At 39.8% G+C, this 25,931-nt stretch carries 25 protein-coding genes; 13 read left to right on the top strand and 12 right to left on the bottom strand.

All coding sequences use genetic code 11. The annotated features are described in order from the left end of the window. Nucleotides 1-47: 47 nt before the first annotated feature. The 6 genes from BVH04_RS08210 to BVH04_RS08185 all read left to right on the top strand — a co-directional run bounded on the left by BVH04_RS08210 (nt 48) and on the right by BVH04_RS08185 (nt 5,658). On the top strand, nt 48-1,094 hold the full coding sequence (locus BVH04_RS08210; protein ID WP_086540990.1) for a c-type cytochrome: 1,047 nt from the start codon (nt 48-50) through the stop codon (nt 1,092-1,094). Then, complete coding sequence (locus BVH04_RS08205) at nt 1,091-2,437, top strand: hypothetical protein (protein ID WP_086540989.1); 1,347 nt, start codon at nt 1,091-1,093, stop codon at nt 2,435-2,437. The genes BVH04_RS08210 and BVH04_RS08205 overlap by 4 nt, the downstream gene beginning before the upstream one ends. Before the next feature lie 520 nt (nt 2,438-2,957). After that, nucleotides 2,958-3,950, top strand: coding sequence for a fatty acid desaturase family protein (locus BVH04_RS08200; protein ID WP_086540988.1), 993 nt, complete (start codon nt 2,958-2,960; stop codon nt 3,948-3,950). A gap of 7 nt (nt 3,951-3,957) precedes the next feature. Next, entirely contained in the window at nt 3,958-5,160 is a 1,203-nt protein-coding gene (locus tag BVH04_RS08195; RefSeq protein WP_086540987.1) for a DEAD/DEAH box helicase, read from the top strand. 10 nt (nt 5,161-5,170) lie between these two features. Beyond that, nucleotides 5,171-5,458, top strand: coding sequence for a cold-shock protein (locus tag BVH04_RS08190; RefSeq protein ID WP_205635819.1), 288 nt, complete (start codon nt 5,171-5,173; stop codon nt 5,456-5,458). 5 nt (nt 5,459-5,463) lie between these two features. Beyond that, nucleotides 5,464-5,658 (top strand): cold-shock protein, encoded by a 195-nt coding sequence (locus BVH04_RS08185; RefSeq protein ID WP_086501652.1) that lies wholly within the window; start codon nt 5,464-5,466, stop codon nt 5,656-5,658. A 147-nt stretch (nt 5,659-5,805) separates the two neighbouring features. Here the strand turns inward: BVH04_RS08185 and BVH04_RS08180 are convergent, their stop codons facing one another. Next, nucleotides 5,806-6,810, bottom strand: a complete 1,005-nt coding sequence (locus tag BVH04_RS08180; RefSeq protein ID WP_086540986.1) for a 2-hydroxyacid dehydrogenase — start codon at nt 6,808-6,810, stop codon at nt 5,806-5,808. A 234-nt stretch (nt 6,811-7,044) separates the two neighbouring features. Here BVH04_RS08180 and BVH04_RS08175 point away from each other — a divergent pair, with 234 nt between their 5' ends. Next, nucleotides 7,045-7,473 carry a Dabb family protein gene (locus tag BVH04_RS08175; RefSeq protein WP_086540985.1) on the top strand — a complete coding sequence of 143 codons (429 nt, stop codon included), beginning with the start codon at nt 7,045-7,047 and terminating at the stop codon, nt 7,471-7,473. Here the strand turns inward: BVH04_RS08175 and BVH04_RS08170 are convergent, their stop codons facing one another. From BVH04_RS08170 to BVH04_RS08160, 3 genes are all read right to left on the bottom strand, one after another. After that, nucleotides 7,474-7,881, bottom strand: coding sequence for a hypothetical protein (locus tag BVH04_RS08170; protein ID WP_086540984.1), 408 nt, complete (start codon nt 7,879-7,881; stop codon nt 7,474-7,476). Nucleotides 7,882-8,008: 127 nt separating this feature from the next. Further along, nucleotides 8,009-9,079 carry a peptide-methionine (R)-S-oxide reductase MsrB gene (gene msrB, locus BVH04_RS08165; RefSeq protein ID WP_317045490.1) on the bottom strand — a complete coding sequence of 357 codons (1,071 nt, stop codon included), beginning with the start codon at nt 9,077-9,079 and terminating at the stop codon, nt 8,009-8,011. A 600-nt stretch (nt 9,080-9,679) separates the two neighbouring features. Continuing rightward, nucleotides 9,680-10,327 (bottom strand): GDSL-type esterase/lipase family protein, encoded by a 648-nt coding sequence (locus tag BVH04_RS08160; RefSeq protein WP_086540982.1) that lies wholly within the window; start codon nt 10,325-10,327, stop codon nt 9,680-9,682. Between the two features lie 295 nt (nt 10,328-10,622). Here BVH04_RS08160 and BVH04_RS08155 point away from each other — a divergent pair, with 295 nt between their 5' ends. The 3 genes from BVH04_RS08155 to BVH04_RS08145 all read left to right on the top strand — a co-directional run bounded on the left by BVH04_RS08155 (nt 10,623) and on the right by BVH04_RS08145 (nt 12,821). Next, nucleotides 10,623-11,738 carry a DUF4407 domain-containing protein gene (locus BVH04_RS08155; protein WP_086540981.1) on the top strand — a complete coding sequence of 372 codons (1,116 nt, stop codon included), beginning with the start codon at nt 10,623-10,625 and terminating at the stop codon, nt 11,736-11,738. Between the two features lie 415 nt (nt 11,739-12,153). Continuing rightward, entirely contained in the window at nt 12,154-12,408 is a 255-nt protein-coding gene (locus BVH04_RS08150) for a DUF6364 family protein (protein WP_086540980.1), read from the top strand. Then, on the top strand, nt 12,405-12,821 hold the full coding sequence (locus tag BVH04_RS08145; RefSeq protein ID WP_086540979.1) for a PIN domain-containing protein: 417 nt from the start codon (nt 12,405-12,407) through the stop codon (nt 12,819-12,821). Before BVH04_RS08150 ends, BVH04_RS08145 begins: the two co-directional genes overlap by 4 nt. A 37-nt stretch (nt 12,822-12,858) precedes the next feature. Here BVH04_RS08145 and BVH04_RS08140 read toward each other — a convergent pair whose 3' ends face one another. From BVH04_RS08140 to leuS, 8 genes are all read right to left on the bottom strand, one after another. Continuing rightward, the gene (locus tag BVH04_RS08140) at nt 12,859-13,620 is read right to left on the bottom strand and encodes a DUF5995 family protein (protein WP_086540978.1); all 762 of its coding nucleotides are present in this window, start codon (nt 13,618-13,620) and stop codon (nt 12,859-12,861) included. Nucleotides 13,621-13,623: 3 nt separating this feature from the next. Further along, nucleotides 13,624-14,349, bottom strand: a complete 726-nt coding sequence (locus BVH04_RS08135) for a VIT1/CCC1 transporter family protein (RefSeq protein WP_086540977.1) — start codon at nt 14,347-14,349, stop codon at nt 13,624-13,626. Next, entirely contained in the window at nt 14,350-14,859 is a 510-nt protein-coding gene (locus BVH04_RS08130; protein ID WP_086540976.1) for a hypothetical protein, read from the bottom strand. A gap of 871 nt (nt 14,860-15,730) precedes the next feature. Then, entirely contained in the window at nt 15,731-16,570 is an 840-nt protein-coding gene (locus BVH04_RS08125; protein WP_086540975.1) for an FkbM family methyltransferase, read from the bottom strand. Continuing rightward, nucleotides 16,570-17,640 carry a glycosyltransferase family 4 protein gene (locus tag BVH04_RS08120; RefSeq protein ID WP_086540974.1) on the bottom strand — a complete coding sequence of 357 codons (1,071 nt, stop codon included), beginning with the start codon at nt 17,638-17,640 and terminating at the stop codon, nt 16,570-16,572. Before BVH04_RS08120 ends, BVH04_RS08125 begins: the two co-directional genes overlap by 1 nt. 115 nt (nt 17,641-17,755) lie before the next feature. Continuing rightward, nucleotides 17,756-18,094: a HepT-like ribonuclease domain-containing protein gene (locus tag BVH04_RS08115; RefSeq protein WP_086540973.1), complete on the bottom strand. Its 339-nt coding sequence runs from the start codon at nt 18,092-18,094 to the stop codon at nt 17,756-17,758. Beyond that, complete coding sequence (locus BVH04_RS08110; RefSeq protein WP_086540972.1) at nt 18,078-18,386, bottom strand: nucleotidyltransferase family protein; 309 nt, start codon at nt 18,384-18,386, stop codon at nt 18,078-18,080. Before BVH04_RS08110 ends, BVH04_RS08115 begins: the two co-directional genes overlap by 17 nt. Nucleotides 18,387-18,468: 82 nt before the next feature. Beyond that, entirely contained in the window at nt 18,469-21,243 is a 2,775-nt protein-coding gene (gene leuS / locus BVH04_RS08105; RefSeq protein WP_086540971.1) for a leucine--tRNA ligase, read from the bottom strand. 215 nt (nt 21,244-21,458) lie between these two features. Here leuS and BVH04_RS08100 point away from each other — a divergent pair, with 215 nt between their 5' ends. The 3 genes from BVH04_RS08100 to BVH04_RS08090 all read left to right on the top strand — a co-directional run bounded on the left by BVH04_RS08100 (nt 21,459) and on the right by BVH04_RS08090 (nt 25,811). Continuing rightward, the gene (locus BVH04_RS08100; RefSeq protein ID WP_205635823.1) at nt 21,459-23,021 is read left to right on the top strand and encodes an amidohydrolase; all 1,563 of its coding nucleotides are present in this window, start codon (nt 21,459-21,461) and stop codon (nt 23,019-23,021) included. A 236-nt stretch (nt 23,022-23,257) separates the two neighbouring features. Then, a complete protein-coding gene (locus BVH04_RS08095; protein WP_086541083.1) occupies nt 23,258-23,884 on the top strand; it encodes a 7-carboxy-7-deazaguanine synthase QueE in 627 nt (208 codons plus the stop codon). Nucleotides 23,885-23,888: 4 nt separating this feature from the next. Beyond that, nucleotides 23,889-25,811 (top strand): OmpA family protein, encoded by a 1,923-nt coding sequence (locus BVH04_RS08090; protein WP_086540969.1) that lies wholly within the window; start codon nt 23,889-23,891, stop codon nt 25,809-25,811. Nucleotides 25,812-25,931 lie beyond the last annotated feature (120 nt).

The following is a 25,931-nucleotide window of genomic DNA, read 5'->3' as shown; positions in this document are numbered from 1 at the left end:
TGATAGGGGAATGATTAAGCTCATTTTTGTAGCTTGAACAGGTAATTATGAATCAGACTTCTAAACCCTTATTTCAGCTTTTCCCATTAATCGTGGGACTCCTGGTTACTGTGACCCTTCTTGTAGGCATAGTTGGAGGGCTTTTATATTTTGATTATGCAGGACTTAAGCTTCCCAAAGAGGCAATAGCCAACCCACAAGAAATACCCACAGCACCAAAATCAACCGCTTTGATGGATCCAGTAGGGATGTGGATAGCACCAGAATGGGATAAGGTAGATTCCGAACCGAACGCTGAGGATATCAAATATGGTCGTGAACTCATTGCTAACACTGCTGAATACCTCGGGCCAAATGGAAAAGTGAAAAAGATCTCAAATGGACTGAATTGCCAAAATTGTCATTTACAGGCTGGTACAGTGCCTTTGGGTAATAATTATGCTGCCGCCAAAAGCACCTATCCCAAAGTGCGGGGCAGGTCGGGAAATTCTGAGGATATTCAATTAAGAATCAATGGCTGTTTTCAGCGAAGTTTGAATGGAGAAGTCTTGGCAAACGATAGCAAGGAAATGATTGCAATCGTAGCTTATATGGATTGGCTAGGTCAAGATGTCCCAAAAGGAGAAACGCCAAAAGGAGCGGGTATTTATGAAGTACCTTTTCTAGATAGAGCTGCTGATCCTATTCAGGGTAAAACTATTTATGAAAGGCAATGCGTGGCTTGCCATATGGCAGATGGGCAAGGGGTGATGAAAGCAGATAGCAGTGGCTACACCTATCCACCACTTTGGGGAGCGAATAGCTATAATCAAGGGGCGGGGTTATTCCGTATGTCAAGATTTGCAGGTTATGTGAAAGCTAATATGCCTTTCGGGGCGACCTATGAAAATCCAATGCTCTCAGATGCAGAGGCTTGGGACGTCGCGGCTTACGTGAATAGTCTGGATAGGCCGAAGCGAGAATTTCCAAATGACTGGCCGGAAATATCGAAAAAGCCTATAGACCATCCTTTCGGGCCATATTCTGATGAATTTTCAGAGGAGCAGCACAAGTTTGGGCCTTTTCAGGAGATAAAAGCATCTGCAAGCAAATGAGAAAATATGTACTGGGACTTATTATTTTTATCCCACTTCTAACTTTTGCACAGCAGCCTGAGAAAAAGCTTCAAGTATCACCTGATATACATTTTCGAATGTTCTGGATGAATACGAGTTATTCGAAAGACTTCAAGGATGACTATGCATTGGGCACAAGTTTGAATCTGGGCACAAAAGTCAACTATGCCAAACACTGGGAGTTTCGGGTCGGGTACAGAGTCTTTGCGAACCTTTGGAGTAGTGATTTGACAGCACCAGATCCAGTGAGTGGAGGGGGAAATCGATATGAAGTAGGGCTGTTTGATTTGTTAGATCAAGAAGATAGGTTTTTCAGTAAGCTGGAAAATTTATCACTGAAGTATTCGAAAGCCCATTGGGAGATTTCCGCAGGAAGGATGGCTATCGATGAAGACTGGATCAATGCACAAGATGGCAGACTTTCTCCTACTGGGATAGAAGGCGCAAAAGCTTGGTATGCTACAGGGAATAAGTGGAAGTTTTCTGCTTGGGGAATTGGAACGATGAGTGTGCGTGGAACGAGTGAATGGCTTTCAGTTGGTGAAAGTATTGGTGTATTTCCTTTGGGAAGAAATCCTAATGGAGAGGCATCCCTTTATGCGGGAAATACCGAGAGTGACTGGATAGGAATCGCTGAGGTTGCAAAGGAATGGGATGGGTTAAGTTTACACCTCTCAAATACCTTGGTTCAGAATATTTCACATACCGCCTGGGCACAAGCTGAGAAAAAGTGGAAAAACGAACAATCTGGAATTACTTGGCTCTGGGGTTTACAAGCAGGTTTTCAGTCAGGCATAGGAGATGGAGGGAATGCAGATCCTATTTTCCAATACAAGAATCCAACTGATAGAAATTGGGCATTTTCTACTCGATTTGGATACAGCAAATCTGTTTGGAATTTTAACCTGAATTATACAAAAACAGGAGGAAAAGGTATTTGGCTCAGTCCAAGAGAGTGGGGGAAAGACGCTTGGTACACATTTATACCTAGAGAAAGAAATGAAGGATTTAGCTCGTTGGATGCGCTCACTGCTCTTGCAGAATATACTTTTCCCAATATCAAGCTGAAGGCATTTGCGCATTTGGGCTTTCATTGGCTTCCTCCTCTGAATGCTCCTGCGGAGAATAAATACAATATGCCTTCTTATCGCCAAATCAATGTGGGTATGAAATATAGCCCAAAATCAATTTCAAAACTTGACTTTCAATTGTTGATCATGAACAAAGGACAGCTGGGAAGTCAGAGCTTAAAACCAAGTCAAGCATATAATAAGGTGGGTATGATTCATGTAAATGGAATTGTGAATTGGAGATGGAATTAAATATTTCCAACAAATAGCATTTTTGTTTTTGAAAGTGGATGAGTTTGCAAGTGCTTTATTTTGACTTATTCAGCGTTTATGCAGATTCTCAGCAATATTATGGTTCATTTGGTGTTTCTAAAGTAGGTTGCATTTAGTATGAATTTGGATATACGGAATCTTCTTCTCACCTTTGTATGCATAAAGGCGCTGTCCATGTGATATTCCTTTTTACTTGAAATAAAGTAAGCGTTGATTGTCAACCTGCCCAAGTAGCAAATTCAAGAGTTTCCCCTCGCAAGGTTTTAAATTCTTCATCTTTCTACTTTTTTAATTCATAGGATTCGGTTAAGACCGTTCTTGGAATTAAAACCTGCAGAGAAAATCCCACGGGAAACATTAGTATTAATAATTTAAACACAGTGCCATTAAAACAGTAAGGTTCTCAGAATCAGAATTATCTGAATTCTCCCAAACACTAAGAAAGAGAGTTTATGGACATTTTAAGTCCACAAACAAATCTAAGTATGGAAATACAGAGATGGTCATCAAGTCTATCTTGCTGATTTCCTTGTATATCGTACCAATCACTTTGGTGATCACGGGGGTAGCTTCTACCACATTTCAACTATTTGGATGTTATTTGCTTTCCGCTTTCGGAATGGCTGGCGTAGGTATGGGAGTTATGCATGATGCAATTCATGGTTCATATTCAAAAAGCAAAAGAGTAAACACCTGGATAGGGTATACACTTGACATGGTGGGTGCAAGCTCCATGGTGTGGCATCTTCAGCACAATGTGCTTCACCATAGCTATACAAATATCGATGAGCATGATGACGACATCAACGCTCCTTTCTTTTTGAGATTCTCTCCCAATGCAGAGAAAAATGAGTTGCATAAATACCAACATTTATACGCATGGTTCTTTTATTCGCTTTCTACTCTTTCATGGGTGACAGCAAAAGACTTCATTAGATTCACTAGATATTATAATAAAGGCCTAGTCAAAGGCGGTGAGAGTGCTTATAGAAAAGGGATCGTTAAATTGATTTTTCTAAAGCTTGTTTACTTCGCAGTTGTATTAGGTTTACCAATTATCTTCTCACCCTTTTCAGCTGGAATGATTATTTTGGGCTTCGTTATGATGCACTGTGTGACTGGTTTTATCATCACTATGGTATTCCAGATTGCACACATCGTGGAGGTGGTTGATTTCCCTATGGCTGACACCGACGGTGTGGTGGAAGGAGAAAGAATACTACATCAGTTAGCTACTACTTGCAATTTCGCACCCTCTTCAAAAGTATTATTTTGGTTTGTTGGAGGTTTAAATTATCAAGTTGAACATCATTTGTTTCCTGATATATGCCATGTGCATTACAGAGAAATAGCACCTATAGTAAAGGCTACAGCTGAAGAATTTAATGTGCCTTATTATTCAAAACCTCATTTTTTGATGGCTGTATTGGACCATTTTAAAATGCTCTATGTGTTGGGGAACTCTCCCAAAATGGAGCCAGTAAAAGCCTAATTATATCATGAATAGTAATAGAAACAGTAATACAAGACCTGCAGCAAACCAAAGGCGAAATTCTCGCCCTACAGGTAGGCCAGGTCAGAATAAAAAGAAGGAATCGAAATTAGATCCTAACTTGCTTGTCAAAAAGGCAGAGCCTAGTGGACAAGAAGGATTTCGCTCCGAGACACCTTTCTCAAGTGTTAAGCTGCATACTTCTTTGTTGAGAAATATCGAAGCGAAAGGGTATGAAAGCATGACCAATATTCAGGAGCAAGCTATACCATCTTTGATGGACAGAAGAGATTTGCTTGGGATATCTAATACTGGTTCGGGTAAAACCGGTGCGTTCTTGATTCCGATTATTGAGCATGCAAAGCTAGACCCACAGAATTTTACTGCTTTGATTGTCACCCCAACTCGTGAGTTGGCTTTGCAAATCGAAGAAGAATTCAAAAGTTTAAGTAAAGGAATGAATTTGTATTCTAACACTTTCATCGGTGGAACGAATATCAATTCTGACTTTAAAGCTTTAAGTAGAAAGCTTCACGTGATTGTTGGTACTCCAGGTAGATTATTGGATCTTTCAAACCGTAAGTTGCTTCATCTCAATCGAGTAAATACGCTTGTTTTGGATGAGTTTGATAGGATGTTGGATATGGGTTTTGTACATGATGTAAAAAAACTCGTAAATTTGATGACGAAGAGAAGCCAGACTATGCTGTTCTCTGCGACGTTGGAACCAAGCCAGAAAGCTCTTATTGATGGACTGCTAAATAATCCTGTAGAGATTAAAGTGAATACTGGTGGTACAACCAGTGAGAATGTAGATCAAGAAATTATCCGCGTGCCGGAAGGCAAGGATAAGTTTGATATACTTGCAGATTTATTCAAAGGTAACGAATTGGAGAAAGTGATCATTTTCACGGAAACTAAACGGCTTGCGGATAAGTTGAGTCTGAAATTAAATCAGTCCGGAATTAAGTCTGGGTTGATTCATGGAAATAAGTCCCAAAATTTTCGGAATAGAACCATAGATGAGTTCAAAGCCGGAATGACTCGAGTGCTGGTAGCTACTGATGTAGCAGCCAGAGGTATAGACGTAGCTGATGTAACCCATGTGATCAATTACCAGCTTCCCATGTCTATGGATAGTTATATCCACAGAATCGGCCGGACAGGTCGAGCCGGAAAAACCGGCCGGGCCATAACATTTGTGAACTAATATTGCCGAAATGTCAAAAAACCAGAACACATTCATTAAAAAGCAAAAAGCAGAACTTAAAAAGAGAAAAAAGAGAGAAAAGCAAGAAAAGATGGCTGCTCGTAAGGATCAGCCGAAAAGCGGAGATCTGGACGATATGATTGCGTACGTGGATGAGTTTGGTAACATCTCAGACACTCCGCCAGAACCAGAACCACCGAAAAAAGAAAATCCGCAAAGGAAGGAAAATCCTCCGAGAAGAGAATATCCGAACAATGCACAACAACAAAATAATAGAAACACCAATTTAAAAAGTTAGTAATCATGAATGAAGGAACAGTAAAATTCTTTAACACAACCAAAGGCTTTGGTTTTATTACACCAGCAGACAACAGTGAAGATGTATTCGTACACCACTCAGGTCTAGTACACGAAATCCGCGAGAACGATCACGTTACTTATGACGTAGTTCAGGGTAAAAAAGGCGTTAACGCAGTGAACGTTAAAGTAGCTAAGTAATTCCAATTGGGCTCTGCCCAAGTAAGAAATACAAAGTTTGATGCCTGCAGATCTATGATTTGCAGGCATTTTTGTGTTAATACTAAGTTCCGAAAAGAGCTTTAAGTGCTTTTACTTTATTTCAAATAGGTAAATTTCTACCTATTATCATTCTTTACTCTTCCATTTCACTTCATTTGTGAGTTCCCCTCCAGCCGCTAATTCATCCAAGTTTTGAAGGGTGATCTTTGCAATCTGTGCCAAGGCCTCATTAGTGAGAAAGGCTTGATGTCCTGTGATCAGCACATTTGGAAAAGTCATCAACCGAGCTATTTGCTCATCAAGCAAAATCTCTTCGGAGAGATTCTGGAAAAATAAGTCCTCTTCTTGCTCATATACATCAATACCCAAGTTTCCCACTTTACGTTTTTTCAATGCTTTAATCACAGCTTTTGTGTCTATCAACGCGCCTCTGCTAGTATTGATGAGAACCACCTCATCTTTCATCTTACTTAGGGATTTGGGGTTTATCAGGTGAAATGTTTCGGGCGTTAATGGGCAATGGAGAGAAATGATTTCACTTTGAGCAAACAGCTCTTCGCGTGGCAAGTAGGTGACGCCTAGACTTTTGAGCTCCTCATTTTCGTATATATCGTAAGCAAGGACTTTACACCCTATTCCAAGCATGATTTTGCAAAAAGCCTTTCCAATAGCACCTGTACCGATTATTCCAGCCGTTTTGCCGTGAATGTTAAATCCTGTAAGGCCATCTATTGAAAAATTGTTGTCACGGACGCGGTTATAAGCTTTATGGGTTTTCCTACTCAAAGTCATCAAAAGCGCAAGCGCATGTTCTGCCACAGCTTCTGGACTGTATGCTGGAACTCTGCATATTTTCAATCCAAGTTCAGAAGCCTTTTTCAAATCAACCTGATTATAACCGGCGCATCTCAGTACGATATTCTTCACACCCAATTCAGAGAGCTTAGTAAGTATTTTTTCATCCAAAAGATCATTAACAAAGGAGCAGATAGTATCAAAGCCAGCTGCAAGTGCTATGGTTTTGCTATCAAGATTTGGCTCAAAAAAGGTAAGCTCGTGCGTATGATCTGGCAAATAATGTTTAAAACTCTCTTTGTCGTAGGATTTGGTGCTGAAAAATGCAACTCTCATGGTCAATAGGGTTGAAGTTGGAAAGTGAAAGACGAGTGATCAACTCCTCAATTTCAATATTTCCAGGTTCTTGAACTAGTACTTTGTTGTCGGGATGTGATAGGATCAAACTCCTTTCTATTTCTGAAAGTTCTCTTGAATATTGGTATCTATTTTAGAACGGAGTTTTAGAATCTCCGTCAGATTTAGAATAATTTGTTGAATCTCCTTAGATTGGTCTAAAATCTATAACCTATGAAAAAACTACTCTATTTCCTTCCTTTAGTCTTAGCACTTTCTTGTGCGGAAAAAGAAGAGAAACAAATCGAAAATGAAAGTACAGAAGAAATTCAAGAAACTATGGCAGCAAAACCTGATTCAGTACTACGACACCATGTTTATTTTAGCTTTAAAGAGACGTCGTCTCAAGAAGATATTCAATCTGTAGTAGATGCTTTCAGAAACCTTCAGAATGAGATTGATGGGATTGAGGATTTTGAGTGGGGAATTAATTCAAGTCCAGAAGGTTTGAACCAGGGTTTGACTCATGCTTTTACATTGACTTTTTATTCCAATGAAGCAAGAGATGCCTATTTGCCACATCCAGCGCATAAGGCTTTCGGTGCTATCCTAGGCCCTCACTTAGATAAAGTGACGGTAGTCGATTACTGGACTCGTCCTTAATTATTGATCAAAGGGCAAGGCTGATCCGTCAGTTTTGCCCGAATTGTTTACAGTCAGGACCTCGGTCACCACAAAATTGCTAGTTCCTCTCCACGGAAGTGTTCCATTATATTCTTTGTAGCGAAGTTCTACAAATTTGCCAGAGGCCCTCTCTAGCTCCTCTGCAATGCTATCATCCACAACGCTAAACCTGAATTCATTGCTTTGCAATGCGCCTGCTGTAGGGCTTTGAAATCCTTCCTGTACAACCCGCCCTTCATAGGTTTTGAACATTACGCCTTTTTTTACGAAGTAATTCAAGCTTCCTGCTTTTACACCCTCTCCAAATACGAAGTAAAATTTGTACCAAAATATCCCAGCCAAAACTCCTATTAAAACGATACCAGCAATCCAAGCGAATTTTTTCATAATGAGAACAAGTTTGACTTAAAGATAGAAATCGGGATGATTTTAATTGAAAAACCTGTCAAAAAAATCTGCTATCTCCACTTATTCATTAAAAAAGGCTACCCGAAAGTAGCCTCTTCTCTAAAAATCAATTAACCAACCATAGATAATCTCCATATCCTGCGGCTTCCATTTCCTCTTTGGGGATGAATTTCATCGCTGCTGAATTCATACAATACCTCAAACTTGTAGGTTCCGGGCCATCGTAGAACACATGTCCTATATGGCTTTCTCCAAACTTACTTCTTACCTCTACTCTTAGCATGCCGAGATCACTGTCCGTTGGCTTTTCCAATACCCTAGCATCGATAGGCTTAGTGAAGCTAGGCCATCCTGAGCCTGATTCATATTTGTCTTTGGAGCTGAAAAGAGGTGCGCCTGATACGATATCCACATAGATTCCATCCTTTTTATTGCCATTATATTCATTTTGAAAAGAGAGCTCTGTCGCATCTTCTTGGGTCACTTCATATTGTAAATCTGTTAAGGTCTTCTTTAACTCAGATTTGGATGGAGCGCTGTATTTTTTTTCTGAAAGCTCAGGCCAATGTTCCTGGATGAATTTATCACGGCCTGATCCTTTGCGATAAGAATAGTAATCAGTTGGACTTTTTTTGTAATAATCCTGATGATACTCCTCAGCCGGGTAGAAGTTGGTGTACTTGATCAATGGAGTAGCAACTGGTTTTTCAAATTTGCCCGAATTATCAAGCAGTTTTTTTGATTCTTCTGCCACTTTCTTTTGCTCAGCATCATGGAAAAAGATTGCTGACTCATATTGTGAGCCTCGATCATAGAATGATCCCCCTACATCTGTTGGGTCAAAAGTTTGCCAGAATATGTCCACCAATTCGGAGTAACTGATCACTTCCGGATCAAAGGTGATTTGAACGGATTCGCGATGAGAAGTCTTTCCGCCAGATACTTCACCATATGTTGGGTTTTTTTCTTTGCCACCAGCATATCCTGAAATGACAGTGACAATTCCGTCGATTCCTTCAAACGGTGCTTCTACACACCAGAAGCATCCACCAGCAAAAGTGGCTAATTCTGTTTTTCCTTTGTAGTCTGCCAGTTTGTTGACATCAGCAGACGATTCTTGGTTTTGAACCGAAGTATTTCCGCAGGCAAACATCAGTGCTACAATGAGCGATAACATAGGCATTAAGAGTTTATTTGAGCTAAACATATTTTTTGGTCCTTTTTTATTTTTGGGTGAAATAGCAATAACAGTACTCTAAACTCGATTTCTGTAATTCTGTTTTGATTGTTTAGGGTTTATTAAGATTCCAATACACTGAAATACGAGATGAATCCGAGCTTGGTTTGTCTTAGGGATTACATTTTAGTAGAATTCCACCAAACCTGAGTCAAATGAAAATCCAACTCACTTTCGTCTTTCTTCTCTGTTTTCTAGTAGCTCTACAATCAAATGCACAGGATAAAGGTTCAGGATTTGATTGAAAGGAGGGTCGAGCTTTAATACTTCCGGTAAAAACTTTAATGATGCGGGTAAAATATGGAAATATCCTGAAAGCCTTACAGGTTAATTAGTTGGGGCTTTTCACAAAATGGAATCTTATGAATTGCTATCAGTTTGGGTTTGAAATAAGCTTCTTTTGGGACTAGACTCGACCTATGAGCGTGAGATAATGCATAGAAATTGAGTTTAGATCAGTTGATCAAGCACGAGTATGATTTTAGATCAGAGCAAGTAGTTCTTGGGTTGTCTTATCATTTTCATACTAGGCTGGTAGTTTCACTTCATAAACGGAGTAAATATTTCCTTCCACAGTTCATATCCCTTTTCATTCATGTGAAGATTGTCTTCTAAGAAAATATCAGCTTTCGGCTTACCTGAGTCATCCAGCATAATATCCCATACATTCACAATATGTACATTATCATGGGTAGTAGCATACTGGCGAATGAGGTCATTGAGGGCGAGATAGGAGGTCTTTTTTTCCCACCTTGAAGGACTTGGCTTTGCAGCGATCAGATTGACAATTGTGTTCGGGTATTTCGCATGAATCTTTGTTACCAACTCATCCAGGTTTCCCATGATGTCTGATATTTCTTGACCAGAATTGATGTCATTGTCACCTTCGTAGATGAATACTTTTGATGGTTCATATTGAAGGACAGTTTTATCCAAATGCATCAGTAACTGATCCGCGGTAGATCCTCCAAAAGCCGAATTAATTATAGCTACATCAGGAAACTGATCTTGAAGATTTTTCCACATTCTCACGCTAGAGCTGCCGGTAAAAACTACACTACCTTTATCCCATCCTGTATCATCGATTTCTGTTGCTCGCCTATTAACTTCGTCCTGAAAAGCGAGTTCTTGAGCAAATGTGAACTGAACCAAAAAGGCTAAAACGAAAGCTGAGATTAATTTCTTCATAGATTAAATATAGGCAAGCAACTCAGTAATTCCAGAATATGGGTTTTCAAAGTCCTTATGGATTCAAAAAAGCTGAACAAAATCGTGCGACTAGCGAGCATTTTCGTACAGGTCGTACATAGTTAGGTTTTGTCCATTTAATGAACAAAGAATTTTTTCGTCCCACGTAATGCCTTTTATTTGATCACAATGAGGTTTTTCCCCTGCTTTCGTCACAATTGTTTTCTGATATTTAAAATCCCGCCTTTTTGGAGAAGTTTTGGCGTTGTGTATTCAAGTCAACCAATTATCTGATATGGATAGAATCACTCGCTTTTTCTGGTTTTGTAGTGGCGCTAATTTCTCATTGCTCAAAAGATCACCCACAGAATCCAATAAATATCTAGGAATTGGAGCAACGGTGTTTTTTACAGGAGTACTAGCAGCATTGGCAGCTGGCTATGCATTGTACACGGTTTTTCAATCCATTTGGCCGGCAATTTTCTTTGGGATGCTATGGGGCTTGATGATCTTCAATCTGGATAGATTTATCGTTTCCAGTATGCGAAAGAAGGAAAAAGCTTGGGCTGAATGGAAGCTGGCGATTCCTAGATTAGTATTGGCCGTTTTGTTGGCTTTAGTAATATCTAAGCCTTTGGAATTGAAAATGTTTGAGCGGGAAATTAATCGCAAGATTGATGAAAAGCGAACTGAGTTTATTACCGAATCCAAATTGAATCTCGCTAAGGGTTTTCCTGAAATTCAAAAATTGGAATCCAAAATTGAAACATTAAAAGCTGAAGTTTCCGACTTTGAAACCTATCGTAATCAGCTCCAAGAGGAGTATGATGCGGAGAGATTTGGAGAAAAGACTGCTAGTACGAGTGGGGTTGTCGGATTAGGAACTAACGCAAAAAAGAAGGAGCAGCAACTTGATGCAGCACAAGTGACTTTGGATGATATAAGACTGAGAAATCAAGTGAGAATCGATACACTGGAGGCTCAGATTCGTAAGTTTGCGGCTCTACGTCAGTCGGAGTTTGAAAAGCAGCAACCAGGTATCGAAGGTTTCGATGGATTGGCTGCTAGGATGGAAGCTTTAGATGCTTTGACAAAAGAGAGTTCTGCGATGGCGATGGCAAATACCTTTATTATGCTTCTTTTTATCGCGATTGAGACAGCTCCAATCTTCGTGAAATTAATTTCTCCCCGTGGCCCATATGATGAGTACTTAGAGCTACATGAGGACAAGGTTAAGCTATTCAAAGGTGAGAAATGGACTTTTGCGAAAGGCGAATCCGAAGCAAGGGTTGGGTATTTTCAAGAGACACATTTCTATGGAAATGATCTTCAAAAGGAAAAAACCAATCGAAAAAATAAGGCCCAAACAAATGCGGAGATTTCTGAAATAGAATCCAAATTTAAGGTGTAAAAGATAAAAGGTGATAAAGTTATCTTTATGTACGCTTTTCTGCCAGTAAGCGAATTCTCTTTGGTCAACGGGTTGGAAGACCAATGACCAAAGACCGAAGTAAACCTGAATTCAATGTGTCTTTGGACCTTCGATCCTATTAATTTTCTACTGGCAAGATTCTGAATAACGGATCATAAATAGACTGAATTTTAGGCGATTTGATATTCGTGAGCTTACGAAGTCAACTTTTTGAAAGTAGGGGGAATTTCGTTAAATCAAATAAAGTTATTGCTCGATCATAAGCGAGTTTTTTTACGATTTTGCTTTCACTGGTCAAGATTCGATTGATATTTTTTTTGTGGAAAAATGTTACTAGAAATAATAGTGTACGTATTGATTTATTTATCTTTACGTAAACTTAAAATTCTGGGTTATGGATGCGAAAGTCACACTATCATTCGACAAAGATGTAATTGATCGTGCAAAGGTCTTTGCTGAGCATCACAACATAAGTCTGTCCAGACTGACAGAATATCTTTATTCTCAGATTACCTCCAAAAATTACAAGTCCCTCGAAGAGCTACCCGTTTCTGATTGGGTGGACTTTGTGGCTGAGGGTCGGATCGAGTACAGAAAATCACCAAGTAGAAAAGACTTGAAGGATGATTTCTTCTCTTCTAAGAAATGAAAATTTTTCTTGATGCGAATGTCTTGATCTCTGTCTTGAATAAGGAGTATCCATTATTTCCGATTTCTTCCAGAGTACTCAGTTTGTCTGATCGAAGTGGTATGCAACTTTATAGTTCACCGATCTGTTTAGCGATTGCATTTTACTTTTCGGAAAAAAAAAGTGGTACGGACATGGCTAAGTTGAAAATAGAAATGCTGTCCAAAAAGATTTCAATGACAGCAGTGGATCAAGCTACATGCAATCAAACCTTGTCAAATCGGCAAGTTCAGGATTTTGAAAATGGTTTGGAATATTATTCTGCTTTAGGGAGTGATTGTGAAGTGATAGTGACAGAAGACTCAGATGGCTTCTATTATTCTAAAATTCCTGTGTTGGGATGTGAGGATTTTCTGAAGGAATATATTTTTTGATTTGCTCAGGAGGACCTGCTAAAAGGTTTCTTTGATTTTAAACAGCCTGCGCTTCCTTAACAACCACATCCAATTGATCCATCGCTCGGCTCACGGATTTCCATTCAGCGAAGCTGACCATTTTCACAAAAAACAGTAACAATTTTCCTGGGTTGATCAGCTTATTTGCGAGTTTGGCAATATTCATGTCACGCTCTAGGATCGAAGCTTCTCGGTCTTCACAAGTGAAATACTCTCCTGCATATTTCCATGCACCATCCCTGGCAAGTTGGATGGAGAAATTAAGCAGCATTTCATCTCGACCTTTTGCTAAGGGGATTAGCCAGCCAAAAATCGGAGATACCTTACTGATGTTGGCTTTGACTCCATCTACCAATTCTGCCAAAACAGCATTGATTTTATTGAAGTCGTTCTTAATTCCAGCGATAGGCTCCGTTCCCATGGTGTCTGCAGCTGAAATACCCAAGTCTAAATTGATGTGGGCATTAATACCCAGAAACAAATGCTGAAGGACTAAGTAGCTGCTCTTTTTGCAAGCCTCAAAAGCCAAGAACCAGCTTTCTGTAGGTTTCTGGCCAGATTTCCACACGTCGTATGCATCAATGAATCTTCCAGCAAAAAGTACATCCAACTTTTCCATTCGGGTATTGTTCTCAAATTCTCCAGCGACAATTCCAGATTTGATTCTGCGTGTGACTTGTCTGTACAAAACTGCAAAGTAGCCAATGCGTGATTGATTGCTTTTGCAGTCATCTACGATTTGATCCATTCGGATCAGCACTTCATCTATGGTTTTCATGGTTTATTTTATGAAAAAGTTTTCGAGTATATCTCCTACGTAATAGGCAACCAAGGCAGCCAAAAGTCCTAATCCCACTGTCTCTGCAATACTTTTAACCACTGAAGTCTGATTTACTAACGATTTTAAAGCACCAATTACTACAAAGGCCAAACCAGTGAGCACACTTGTCCAAAAGAAAATATTGAGAAGAGAGGGATGAAAAAATGTCCACAGATATACCAAAAGCGGGATAAACCCAACGACAAGAAAAGAAACGAAAGTAGCGACGCCGATTTTGAACGGGCTTTTGGTTTCCTCCATCAGGTTTAGTTCGTCTTTCATCATTTCAGCTACCCAGATATCTTTATTTGAAGTGATTTGATCCACTACTTTTTTCAATAATTCTCCCTGAAATCCTTTAGCTCTATAAATATCTGCGATCTCTTCCCGCTCCACTTCAGGTAGGTTTTCTATTTCCCAGTACTCAATTGATTCATGTTTCTTATAGTTCTCCTTATCGCTTTTAGCAGATAGGTATGCCCCCACAGACATTGAAAAACCATCAGCGAGCAAATTTGCAAAGCCCAGAATGATGATAATTCCGGCATCCAGATCAGCACCAAATCCACCAGCGACTACTGCAAATGTGGTCACTGCGCCGTCTATTCCGCCGTACACAAACTCTCGAAGATATTCCTGAAGTTTTTGGAAGTATTTGCTCTCTTGATGGAGGTGGGTTTCGTTCATTTATAGATGGTTTTGAAGGAAAAATCTTTTCAAATTCCCGCCCATTATAGCTTTGATTTCCAATTCTGTAAAATCCGCCAGCTTTTCGGATCCTGCAAGTGTGCGATTGATTGGTCTAAACCAGTTAGCGAGTGATTCTGCCTTTGCTATTGAAGGGGTTGCGATATTGTTAAAAGCATCTGAACTCTTGCCCTGCATATTATGCCCGGATAGAGACTGTGGTACAATCGCAAGTATCTCTAAAGCGACATTGGCTTGGCAACCTCTTAAGAAACTTACTTGTTCTCGACTTCCTGTTAAGGTTAAGTTTTTTTCCCAAAGCAAGGCATCCCAATGCAAGTCTGAGATGAAGTTCACCCGATCATAAACAGTTTCGGCTTCTTTGGACACAGAATAGGGTTGAGGTGATTTGACCAGGTTTCTTGGAGCTTCAATATAAAGTGGGACAATCTGTGTGGCAGTAAAATAGAACAAAGCGATTATTCCCAAAACAATAATTAATTCCTTCATAATTTGTGATGACACCTTTGAAGATAATGAAAAATAGGCTTTTTTCTTAAATAATCCATTTGGGCAAAGTTAAGAAGGTTGTTGAATGAGAGTAAGGGGTTAAATGCAGTCTTCAAGTAATGCTTTGGATAATATTCACGAAAAATAATTATTTGTTTTTGGGCGGTTTAAAACATTTTCATTATGTTTATCAAAGTATAAAGATCAAAAAAACAAATACACAGCAAGGATTACAAAAGTATATTTGGTTTTAGATGATTGACAATAGACCCACTCTCGGGGGCTTTTCCCAAAAAGCCCCCTTTTTTTATGGGTATATTTTTTAGCATTTTGTTGATGTTGGAAAAGGTGGTTTAAAAAATCTTTGGTTTAGGTCAAAATTGTGTTGAGTTTGGGGGAACTGGTTTAAATAACTTAATATTAGAATCAGCTCTTTTATATTGGAAATTTGGCATAAATGGAAAAGTCTTTTCGAAAATTCTGAAAAGCCTTTTTTTGAGAATTAAAATACTGCTGGGATTTGAAGGATGAATTTATCGAACCAGATCATTCGTTTTTCCCCCTAAATGTAAAACCTACATATAACATAAAACTTCCTACCTCCGAAAATCAGAATATCTGGCAAGTATAACCTGTAGTCTTTTTGTAAGGTTGCTCTAGACCAGTATGTTAATATTATTGTCTCTTATTATGTAAGAGGAAGTATGACTCTGGAGTGTTCGGTTTCGCAGGCCAAAGAATGGAATGGTGACTTAAAAGTACAAGAGGCCACTTCTAAAAAATACATATAATGAAACCCATGCTAATTGATTAAAATCCCAGTCAGTAAGCTTTCCCAGTCAGTAAGCTTTATGCTTATCAAATTGAAAAGCTACTGAGGGATTGCCAGAATATTGCAAAAATCAGGCAGCGTATCCACCTTGCTTAAGGTGCCTCTGAGGCCTATTTTCGAAAAGGAGTATTCAAAAGGTTTCAGAAGTTCTAAAATATCCTCTGGTAGATAACCTCCTGCTATGCAGGCGTCCTTGTTTATTTCAAGAAGAAGTATTGGCCGATGTGTTTTCAGCGTGTTTAGAGCACCTTTTAGTACCTGAAGTTCTGCTCCTTCTACATCGATCTTGAGAAAATTCACTTCATTTATTTTCAACTCGTTCAATTGCTCGTCAAGGGTGTCAAGCTGGATTTTACCGAGTTCAATGCTGAACTTTTCCGTATTGTAAATGGTGTTTGTCCCCTCGTTAGAATCAGCACTGGCATACAGTATCACTTCTCCTTTTTCATCAGCTAAGCCAAGTTTTATAGGCAAAATGGTTTTATGAAATGATTCGTTGAGTCGGATGTTTTCGGTCAATTGATCAAAAAGCTTCTGCATCGGTTCAAAAGCCAGAACTCTTCCTTTTGATCCGACTTTTCTGGCTGCCCAAACTGAATATTCACCTTGGTTTGCGCCCACATCAATGAATGTATCGCCCTTTTTTAGGAACTTCTCTAAAACGAAAATAGGAGCCCAGTCATGAGCACCACGCCAATAGATTGCATTTCCCATTTGCTTTGAAATATCAACCTTCATCGTTACTCCTCGAAATTCGAAAATCCTCCAATTTTTGCCATTAATAGGTTTATTGAAGAATTTCCGAAACAATTTGGTGACAAAAAATCCACCCGGAATCACATATAAATTCCTTGATATTTTACTTAATAATTGTTCCATTAGTTAGTATAAGACTTGCCGGTAAAATGTTCCAGAGCTTCAATTAATTTTTGCTCTCTGAGCGCCAGAGAATAGTTGGCTTGAATATGAAGTCGTGAATTTATGGAAAGTATATCTTTATTGATACTTCCGATGGCTTTATCCATGACCGAAACGGCAGATTTCAAGGATTTTTCGGGTATGATAAATCCCGCTTCTCCTACAATCTTTGGGATATGATTAGTGTCGGAACCGATTGGGATTGCTCCGCAAAGCATGGCTTCACATAAGGCACAGCCAAAGCCTTCAAAGCTGGAAAGCTGAAAGTAGAACTCACATTTCTGATACCATTCGAGCAATTCTTTTGGATCCAAAAACCCCAGAAAATGGACGTTTGCACAAGTTTCTAGCTCTAGTTCTGAAGCCTGAACTCCTGCAAAGTAAAAACTACAGCGTGGGTATTCTCTCGAAATCTGCAGAATGAGGTCACCACCCTTTAGGTTAAATTGGCTGGGTGACATCACTGTCAAAAAGCTATTTGTTATTCGATTTGGCTTTATGGGAAGAGTCCATTGGCTTTCATCCAGGCCATTATAGATTGTTTTGATGGGTACGTTAAGGTCAGGAAAATGGAATAAAAGACCTTGTTTTCTGGAAGTGATGGCTGGATCGAAATGTAACTCAGTTCCTATCAAAGATTCGCTGACAGGGAATATTGCTTCGGCTCTGGTATAGCTGAATTCGCAAATTCGCTTTAGTAAACTGATTCTAAGACTTCCGTAATTAAGCTCGGGAATGGAAGCGCAATCAGTTCCGTGGGTGATAATGAATACTTTCTTGCCAAAGAGCTTTCCAAAGATGGTTGCCCAAAAAGCCCAGTATCCGCCAAAATTGACCAGGATGAATTTCGATCCGAAAATGCTGAAAAGCATGGAGAGAAATTGAGCGATGAAGTTGAACGGCGCAAGTTTTTTATTCCCCCAAGGTTGATTAATGACCCGAACTGTAAAATAGTTTGACAAAATCCTGATGTCACTTTTTACAAATGACTGCATGGATGGAGTTATATAAAGGATTTTATTTTGGCTCATCTATGTTTTAAAGTGCTTTGGATGAATTTGAGTGCTTCTACCCGTATTTCGGGCCTGATTATCTCCAAAATTCGATCTATAAATACAGTTCAGATAGGAAAGGTGTGGAGGATCATTAAGTATTCAAGAGGGCAATGACTTCTGTTTTTAAAACGGGGAGGTGGTCGGTTAAGATTTCTGTTAAAATTTTGAGGGAAACAGACTCGTAATCATGAGCAATATAATTCCTAGCTCCGATGATTTCATTAGCTCCGGAAATTTCTATCTGCGGAGAGATTTTCAACAATCTTTTGGTTGCTTCTCCTATAATCTCAAGATCCCTTTCAACTGCCCTTAGTGTTTTTCGATCATTTCTGAGATTTTGAATAGTAACTTCTCTTCCTTCAAAGAAGCTTTCAATTTCTTCAATGCAAGTCAAAATATCAAAAAGGTATTTTTTAATTTTTCGACTCATAAACAAGCTTTTTTGTCTCCTCTATTTCTTCTCTAAAATATGGATTACTTATCGCTTCTGACTCGATGAGGTCAACCTCTCTTCCGAAGAGAGCTTCTAAACTCGATTTTAGCATAAAAAAATTGGTAGCAAATTTTTGAATTTCAGCGTCTTTGAAATCCACTAAAAAATCCATGTCACTTTCATCATTGAAAGAAGTAGTCAATACTGAGCCAAAGGCATAAAGCTTCTCTACTTTGTGTTTTTTACAAAGTGAGTTTATCGCTTCTCTATTTTCCTTGACCCAGTTCATCGCTCAAATATAACTTGAATCAAGATAACATGAAAAAAGCTCAACCTTGGATGGGGTTGAGCTTTCAACGAAATTTTTTCTCTTAGATCACCAAATTAACAATCTTTCCAGGGACGATTATGATCTTTTTAGGCGCTTTTCCTTCCAACCACTTTTGAACAGTATCATCTGTCAAAGCGGCCACTTGAATCTGATCTTTGGTTAAAGATAGATCAAGACTGATTTTAGTGCGCAATTTCCCATTGATCATCACTGGGTATTCGAATGCACTTTCTTTCAGATGGCTTTCTTCGAAAACAGGAAAAGTGGCTTCGGTGATAGATCCCTCGTGTCCGAGTAAACTCCAAAGTTCCTCTGCAATATGGGGTGCATAAGGAGAAACCAAAAGTGCTAATGGTTCTAGAATTCCTCGTTTATTGGACTTCAGCGCACTCAGTTCATTCACGCAGATCATAAAGCTGGATACAGAGGTGTTGAAGGAGAAATTGGACATATCTTCCTCCATCTTCTTTAATGCCTTGTGAAGTGCTTTGTATTCTTCTTTGCTCGGCTCTGAATCTGAAACTTGGAATTCGCCAGAGTTGGAATGATAAAGATTCCAAAGCTTTCTCAGGAATTTAAATACTCCATCAATTCCATTGGTGTTCCAAGGTTTGAATTGCTCCAAAGGCCCCAAGAACATTTCGTAAAGTCTCAAGGTATCTGCGCCATATCGCTCGATGATATCATCCGGATTTACCACGTTGTACTTGGACTTGGACATCTTCTCCACCTCAAAGCCACAGATGTACTTGCCATCTTCCAAGATGAATTCAGCATCTTCAAGATCAGGTCTCCAGTCTTTGAATTTCTCCAACTTCAACTGGTCATTGTAGACAATATTTACGTCCACATGCATTGCAAACGTATCGTATTGATCTCGCAAACCATAGCTTACAAATTGGTTGGTGCCTTTGACTCTATAGACAAAATTTGATCTTCCCTGAATCATACCTTGGTTGATCATCTTCTGGAATGGCTCATCGACGCTCACTATTCCAAGATCAAACAAAAACTTTGTCCAAAACCTGGAATATAAAAGGTGTCCTGTAGCATGCTCAGACCCTCCGATGTATAAATCTACCGATCCCCAGTAATCTGTATTTGCTTTGTCCGCAAACTCAGTTTCGTTCTTCGGATCAGTATATCTGAAGAAATACCAGCTAGATCCGGCCCAGCCCGGCATCGTGCTTCTTTCCAAAGGAAATTCACCTGCTGGAGTTTTGTAGTTCCAGTCTTTTGCGCGAGCAAGTGGAGGCTCTCCGTCTTCTGTTGGCAAGTATTTATCTACCTCTGGCAAAACCAAAGGTAAGTCTTTTTCCTCTATTAAATAAGGTAAGCCGTCTTTGAAATAAACAGGGAGTGGCTCGCCCCAATAACGCTGACGTGTGAAAATCGCGTCGCGCATTCTGTATTGAATTTTTCCTTTTCCTATGCCTTTTTCTTCCAAAAACTCAATGGCTTTGATTATGGCATCTTTCATATAAAGATTGGAAATGAAGCCTGAATTGATAATCAAACCACCTTTTCCGGGGAAAGAACCTTCTTCCATGGAGCCTTCGATTACCTGTCTTATCTCAAGATCGAAGTGTTTCGCAAAGTTGTAATCCCGTTCATCATGAGCAGGGACTGCCATCACAGCGCCAGTTCCATATCCCGCCAACACATAATCAGCCACCCAAACCTGGATCTCTTCTCCGTTGAACGGATTGATCGCATAGGAACCGGTGAATGCGCCTGAGATGGTTTTGACGTCACTCATACGCTCACGCTCGGAGCGGTTTTTTGCTACCTCAATATATGCTTCTGCTTTTTCACGCTGATCTTCGGTGATCAATGCTGCCGCTAGATCAGATTCTGGTGCCAAAGCCAAATAGGTGACACCATATATAGTATCCACCCGAGTGGTGAAGACTTTGATGGTTTGTTCAGAATCTTTTACCTGGAAAACTACATCAGCTCCGATTGATTTCCCAATCCAGTTACGCTGCATTTCTTTGATCGGCTCAGACCAATCGACTGTGTCCAAACCTTTCAATAATCTATCTGCATAAGCAGTGATTCGCATCGACCACTGCATCATTTTCTTACGCTCCACAGGATGCCCGCCACGCTCAGAAAAACCTTCTTTGACTTCGTCGTTGGAAAGAACAGTTCCCAATGCAGCGCACCAGTTGACAGTGGTTTCTGCTAAGAAAGTCAGTCTATATTTAAGGAGTGTTTCCTGTTTTTCTTTTTCTGAGCAAGCGTTCCAATCTGCGGCGCTAAACAGCTTACTATCCTCATCACAAACTGCCTTCACTGTTGGATTCCCTTCTTTCTCAAATCGCTCAATCAACGAATCAATGGAAAGAGCCTTGTCTGCATCCTGGTCATAGTAGCTATTAAAAAGCTGCATGAAGATCCACTGTGTCCACTTGTAATAATCAGGGTTGGATGTTCTGACCTCTTTACTCCAGTCGAAGGCAAAACCTATATTCTTCAGCTGTTCTGTATATCTGGCGATGTTTTGCTCTGTAGTAATCGCTGGATGCTGTCCAGTTTGAATTGCGTATTGCTCTGCAGGAAGCCCAAAGCTATCGTAGCCCATTGGATGCAACACATTGAATCCTTTGAGCATCTTAAACCGGGAAACAATATCAGATGCAATGTAGCCCAGAGGATGTCCTACATGTAGTCCTGCTCCAGATGGATACGGAAACATATCCAAGGAATAGAATTTCGGTTTGTCAGGGTTTACCTTGGTGAGGAAAGTTTGATTCTTTTCCCAGTATCCCTGCCATTTTTTCTCGATTTCCTTAAAAGTGTACTCCGCCATGATTGAATTATTTCTAGTTTTTTAGCTGAACGACTGCAAAAATAGAAAAATTGACGGGCTTTGGAATCCAAATTGGCAATTCCTCCCCAAAACCTATTATTTCCACTGGGCATTTTTCGATGGATCGTATGAAAGTTTTTAGTATTTTCCAACTTAACTAACCACCATAACTTATGAAACTGAAATCACTTAATAGAGGAATAGGCATTTTTATGATGCTCTTGTGCCTTTCACATTTTTCTTTGGCACAAAAGAAGATCTCCCAAAAGCAAATTGACGCACTGAAATTAGAGGTCGTACAATTAGTAGAGGCCGATGCCAAAATGAGTCAAGTAATGGTAGATAAGATTTTCAGTTTTGCAGAGCTTGGTTTTCAGGAAGTGGAATCATCCAAGTATTTGACTGGGATCTTGGAAGAAAACGGCTTTACTATAGAAATGGGCGTTTCTGGAATTCCTACTGCTTGGTTTGCAACTTGGAAAAACGGAGATGGACCAACAATTGCGTTGGGCTCCGACGTAGATGACATCCCAAAGGCTTCCCAATATCCAGGAGTCGCCTATCACAAACCGATGGTCGAGGGAGCACCTGGTCATGGAGAAGGCCATAATGCAGGCATTCCGCTGAATATCACTGCAGCCTTAGCAGTAAAGAAAATTATGGAACGTGAAAATATCGGAGGAACTCTAATTCTTTGGCCGGGAATCGCTGAGGAACTAGTAGCAGCAAAAGCTTGGTACACACGTGATGGTTTATTTGATGACGTGGACATTTGTATTTTTACCCATGTGGGAAATAACCTGGGAGTGAGCTATGGCGAAACTTCTGGTACTGGACTTATTTCTGTAGAATATACATTTTCTGGTGAAGCTGCGCATTCCGCGGGCTCGCCATGGAGAGGAAGAAGTGCTCTTGATGCAGCTGAGCTGATGAATGTGGGTTGGAATTATAAACGGGAGCATTTGGATCCGCTGAAACGCTCGCATTCGATTTTCACAGATGGGGGAGATCAACCCAATGTAGTGCCTTCCAAAGCTTCGATTTGGTATTATTTCAGGGATGTGAAATATGAGGGAATCATGGAAATGTACGCCACTGCAAATAGGATGGCAGAAGGTGCAGCTTTGATGACAGATACGGAGGTTACTTCCAAAATATTGGGAACGGCATGGCCTCGACACTTTAATAAAGTGATCGCTGAAAAGATGTATGCGAATATTCTTAAGGTGGGTTTGCCGGAATGGTCTGAAGCCGATCAGATTTTGGCAAAAGCTGTGCAAGAAGAAGTTGGCTCAGAGAAAATCGAAGGGCTTCCCACCAAGCTTGACACATTGGGCTTACCAGTGAAAAATCCCGTTTCTGGAGGTTCTGATGATATTGGGGACGTTTCTTGGGTTGTTCCTACGGTGACTTTGAGATTTCCTTCAAACATTCCCGGCTTGCAAGGCCATCATTGGAGCAATGCAATAGCAATGGCGACGCCAATAGCGCACAAAGGAGTGACGGCTGGTGCTAAAGCTGAGGCGATGACGATTTTAGACTTCTTGCTACAGCCTGAATTGGTAGATCAAGCATGGGATTATTTCAAAAATGTGCAGACTAAAGAAACGCAGTACAAACCTATGATTTCTGCGGAAGATGATGCGCCTATTTATTTGAATAAGCGGATTATGGATCAGTTTCGTCCTGAGCTGGAAAAGTTTTACTATGACGACACAAAGTATGATACCTATCTAGAGCAGTTGGGTGTGAGTTATCCCACTCTTAAAAAGGATTAGAAAAATGGAAGGTTGAGTCCACTCCGAAAAGGTATTTTTTACTAAAATATGTGTCCTATAGTGCAATTTAGAATGGATATTTTCTCCAAAAACTAATTATCGGAGTGGACTCAAGAATGGAAAATTCGAATGTATTTCTTACAGTTTTCCAATTCGTAACTTTTCCAATTCTAAAATATTACCTTTGCGGCATCATTCACCCAGCGGTTCAATCGCCCGCTTTATCAAAAATTCAGATGAATATAGACGAAGCAGTAGCACATGGAGTTCAGCTTCCTTTAATGGAAGCATTTTATACGATACAGGGCGAAGGTAAATTTACCGGACATCCCGCTTATTTTATCCGGCTAGGTGGCTGTGATGTGGGCTGTGTCTGGTGCGATGTCAAGGAATCTTGGGATTCTGGCAAGTGGCCGGTTCTTTCCATCGAAAGAATTGTAGAAGATGCTTTAGCTTATCCAGGAAGATTGGTGGTGATCACGGGAGGCGAACCATTGATGTATGATTTGGGGCCATTGACAGCGCTTTTGAAAGAGAAAGGATTTACTACAAATATTGAAACCTCAGGAGCTCATCCATACTCTGGGGATTTTGACTGGGTTTGCTTTTCTCCAAAGAAATTTAAAAAGCCCCACCCTTCGATCTACGCAGAGGCGGATGAATTGAAAGTTGTGATTTTTCATCAGAGTGATTTTTCATTTGCTGAAGAGCATGCTGAACTGGTTAAATCTACTTGCGAATTGAGACTTCAGCCGGAGTGGAGCAAGGCTGAGAAATTCACTCCAGTCATTATTGATTATGCAAAAAATCACCCAAAATGGAAAATTTCGCTTCAAACTCATAAATTTATGGACATACCCTAAGTCCATGCGCCCTGTTTTAGTTGGAATTCTGCTTTTTTTGACCCTTTCTTTCGCGAACGCGCAAAGCTATTCGATCATTGATGCGAGGGCAATCAAGATGTATCGGGAAGGAGAGGAGTTGACGCTTTCTCGCCAGTATGATGCAGCAATAGGTAAATACCAAGACGCAATTAAGAGAGAAGCTTCATTTTTGGAAGCTTATGTGAAGCTTACGCAGCTTCAACTTACGAAAGGTGAGTTAGATATAGCCGAAATTACCGCCCTAGCGGGGAAATCTAGGCTTTCAGGAAAAAATTCAACTCAAAAACATAGAGCTGATATAGGCTGGGTACTTACACATGTATATCTGAAGCAAGGAAGGTTTAAGGAGGCCCATGATGAATTTGTGGCTACTGATCCTTTTTTTGATGCTTCTTTCCGTACGTTACCGAATTATTTGAAGATGAAAGAGCAGATGGATTTTTTGGCTTTGCAGCTGGGCAATTTTCGGCCAATAGAAAAGGAAAAACTGCCGGCACCACTCAACGAATTTCAACTACAGTATTTCCCAGTATTGACAGCAGACGGGGAACAGATACTATTTACTAAAAGGGACGGAATTGGGAATAATAATAAGGAAGATATTTTTATGGCTTTTGTATCTCCAGAGGGAAACTGGTCAAAGCCTCAAAGTGTAGCTCAAGCTATAAACTCTCCTTATAATGAAGGCACTTGCTCTGTAACTGCTGATGGCAATATCTTGATATATACTTCTTGCGATGCGCCGGATTCTGAGGGGAGTTGTGACTTATATATTGCCTACAAATTAAATGGAATGTGGCAGCGCCCCAAGAATATGGGGAAGAATGTCAATTCCAGGTCTTGGGATTCTCAGCCTTCACTTTCTGCAGATGGCCGGATTTTATTCTTTTCTTCCAATCGTAAAGGTGGATTTGGAGGAAATGATATTTGGTATAGTGTAATGCAAAATGATGCTACTTGGTCTGAGGCAAAAAATTTAGGAGATGTAGTGAATACGTCTAAGGATGAAATTTCACCATTTATGTTTTTTAATAATGAGATACTTTTTTTCTCATCGGATGGTCATCCTGGATTTGGAGGTATGGATATTCAGATGTCAAAAGTAGTAAATGGGGAATTTACAAAACCTGAAAATCTCGGTTTGCCGATTAATGATCAACTGGATCAAGTTGCTTTATTTATTACGGCACAAAAAGATTATGCTTATTTCACTGAACTGACTACTTCCGAAAGAGAACACGATCGATCCTTATTGTATAGGTTCAAATTCCCTGATGAGATATCATTGGGTGAAAACTTGACAGTAACTGAGGGTAAAGTACTTAATTCAAAGACAGGCGAACCAATAGACGCTACTTTATCACTGGTGTCGTTGACAAATGACAGTACCCTGTACATGTTCAAAGCAGATGGCAAAACCGGTGCATTCACTATGCTGTATCCAGACAAAGCAATTTCTGGATTGTATGTGGAGAAAAAAGGCTTTATCCCCAAGATTTATAATGTGGAGCGTGATAAAATTAAAAATGTAAAGGATTTGAAAGTTGAATTAGTACCTGTAGCAGCAGGAGAAGAGTTCGTCTTTGAAAATGTGTTCTTTGAATTTGATGAATACAGCTTGAAATCCGAATCTATATCTTCACTAAAACGACTTGTGAAGTTTTTGACAGAAAACCCGAACGTGAATATTTTGATCACGGGGCACACAGATAACGTGGGAAGTACGAGCTATAATCAAAACCTTAGTTTAAATCGGGCTAAAAGTGTTCAAGAGTTTTTGATGAGTCAAGGATTTCATCCTGGTAGAGTGCTGGTAGAAGGCAAGGGGGACAAAGATCCAATGGTGCCAAACGATAATCCTCAAAATCAAGCCTTAAACCGTCGAATTACTATCAGGGTTTTGTAAGAGTAGGGATTGTTATCAAAAAGTTAACAGTTAATAGATATTTCTATTAACTATTAATTAAGATTCAATTTTATCTAAGTAGTTTTTTCATTGACTTACAATATACATTCAGATTTAAAT

The sequence above is a fragment of the Algoriphagus antarcticus genome (assembly GCF_002150685.1).
In the GTDB taxonomy this organism is placed as follows: domain Bacteria; phylum Bacteroidota; class Bacteroidia; order Cytophagales; family Cyclobacteriaceae; genus Algoriphagus; species Algoriphagus antarcticus.
This window is presented reverse-complemented; position numbering and strand designations above follow the sequence as displayed.

What these genes read in the sequence shown, in the direction of transcription:
- BVH04_RS08210 (WP_086540990.1), top strand. Translation starts at nt 48, where the DNA reads ATGAATCAGACTTCTAAACCCTTATTTCAGCTTTTCCCATTAATCGTG.
- BVH04_RS08205 (WP_086540989.1), top strand. Translation starts at nt 1,091, where the DNA reads ATGAGAAAATATGTACTGGGACTTATTATTTTTATCCCACTTCTAACT.
- BVH04_RS08200 (WP_086540988.1), top strand. Translation starts at nt 2,958, where the DNA reads ATGGTCATCAAGTCTATCTTGCTGATTTCCTTGTATATCGTACCAATC.
- BVH04_RS08195 (WP_086540987.1), top strand. Translation starts at nt 3,958, where the DNA reads ATGAATAGTAATAGAAACAGTAATACAAGACCTGCAGCAAACCAAAGG.
- BVH04_RS08190 (WP_205635819.1), top strand. Translation starts at nt 5,171, where the DNA reads ATGTCAAAAAACCAGAACACATTCATTAAAAAGCAAAAAGCAGAACTT.
- BVH04_RS08185 (WP_086501652.1), top strand. Translation starts at nt 5,464, where the DNA reads ATGAATGAAGGAACAGTAAAATTCTTTAACACAACCAAAGGCTTTGGT.
- BVH04_RS08180 (WP_086540986.1), bottom strand. Translation starts at nt 6,810, where the DNA reads ATGAGAGTTGCATTTTTCAGCACCAAATCCTACGACAAAGAGAGTTTT.
- BVH04_RS08175 (WP_086540985.1), top strand. Translation starts at nt 7,045, where the DNA reads ATGAAAAAACTACTCTATTTCCTTCCTTTAGTCTTAGCACTTTCTTGT.
- BVH04_RS08170 (WP_086540984.1), bottom strand. Translation starts at nt 7,881, where the DNA reads ATGAAAAAATTCGCTTGGATTGCTGGTATCGTTTTAATAGGAGTTTTG.
- msrB (WP_317045490.1), bottom strand. Translation starts at nt 9,079, where the DNA reads ATGTTATCGCTCATTGTAGCACTGATGTTTGCCTGCGGAAATACTTCG.
- BVH04_RS08160 (WP_086540982.1), bottom strand. Translation starts at nt 10,327, where the DNA reads ATGAAGAAATTAATCTCAGCTTTCGTTTTAGCCTTTTTGGTTCAGTTC.
- BVH04_RS08155 (WP_086540981.1), top strand. Translation starts at nt 10,623, where the DNA reads ATGGATAGAATCACTCGCTTTTTCTGGTTTTGTAGTGGCGCTAATTTC.
- BVH04_RS08150 (WP_086540980.1), top strand. Translation starts at nt 12,154, where the DNA reads ATGGATGCGAAAGTCACACTATCATTCGACAAAGATGTAATTGATCGT.
- BVH04_RS08145 (WP_086540979.1), top strand. Translation starts at nt 12,405, where the DNA reads ATGAAAATTTTTCTTGATGCGAATGTCTTGATCTCTGTCTTGAATAAG.
- BVH04_RS08140 (WP_086540978.1), bottom strand. Translation starts at nt 13,620, where the DNA reads ATGAAAACCATAGATGAAGTGCTGATCCGAATGGATCAAATCGTAGAT.
- BVH04_RS08135 (WP_086540977.1), bottom strand. Translation starts at nt 14,349, where the DNA reads ATGAACGAAACCCACCTCCATCAAGAGAGCAAATACTTCCAAAAACTT.
- BVH04_RS08130 (WP_086540976.1), bottom strand. Translation starts at nt 14,859, where the DNA reads ATGAAGGAATTAATTATTGTTTTGGGAATAATCGCTTTGTTCTATTTT.
- BVH04_RS08125 (WP_086540975.1), bottom strand. Translation starts at nt 16,570, where the DNA reads ATGGAACAATTATTAAGTAAAATATCAAGGAATTTATATGTGATTCCG.
- BVH04_RS08120 (WP_086540974.1), bottom strand. Translation starts at nt 17,640, where the DNA reads ATGAGCCAAAATAAAATCCTTTATATAACTCCATCCATGCAGTCATTT.
- BVH04_RS08115 (WP_086540973.1), bottom strand. Translation starts at nt 18,094, where the DNA reads ATGAGTCGAAAAATTAAAAAATACCTTTTTGATATTTTGACTTGCATT.
- BVH04_RS08110 (WP_086540972.1), bottom strand. Translation starts at nt 18,386, where the DNA reads ATGAACTGGGTCAAGGAAAATAGAGAAGCGATAAACTCACTTTGTAAA.
- leuS (WP_086540971.1), bottom strand. Translation starts at nt 21,243, where the DNA reads ATGGCGGAGTACACTTTTAAGGAAATCGAGAAAAAATGGCAGGGATAC.
- BVH04_RS08100 (WP_205635823.1), top strand. Translation starts at nt 21,459, where the DNA reads ATGCTCTTGTGCCTTTCACATTTTTCTTTGGCACAAAAGAAGATCTCC.
- BVH04_RS08095 (WP_086541083.1), top strand. Translation starts at nt 23,258, where the DNA reads ATGAATATAGACGAAGCAGTAGCACATGGAGTTCAGCTTCCTTTAATG.
- BVH04_RS08090 (WP_086540969.1), top strand. Translation starts at nt 23,889, where the DNA reads ATGCGCCCTGTTTTAGTTGGAATTCTGCTTTTTTTGACCCTTTCTTTC.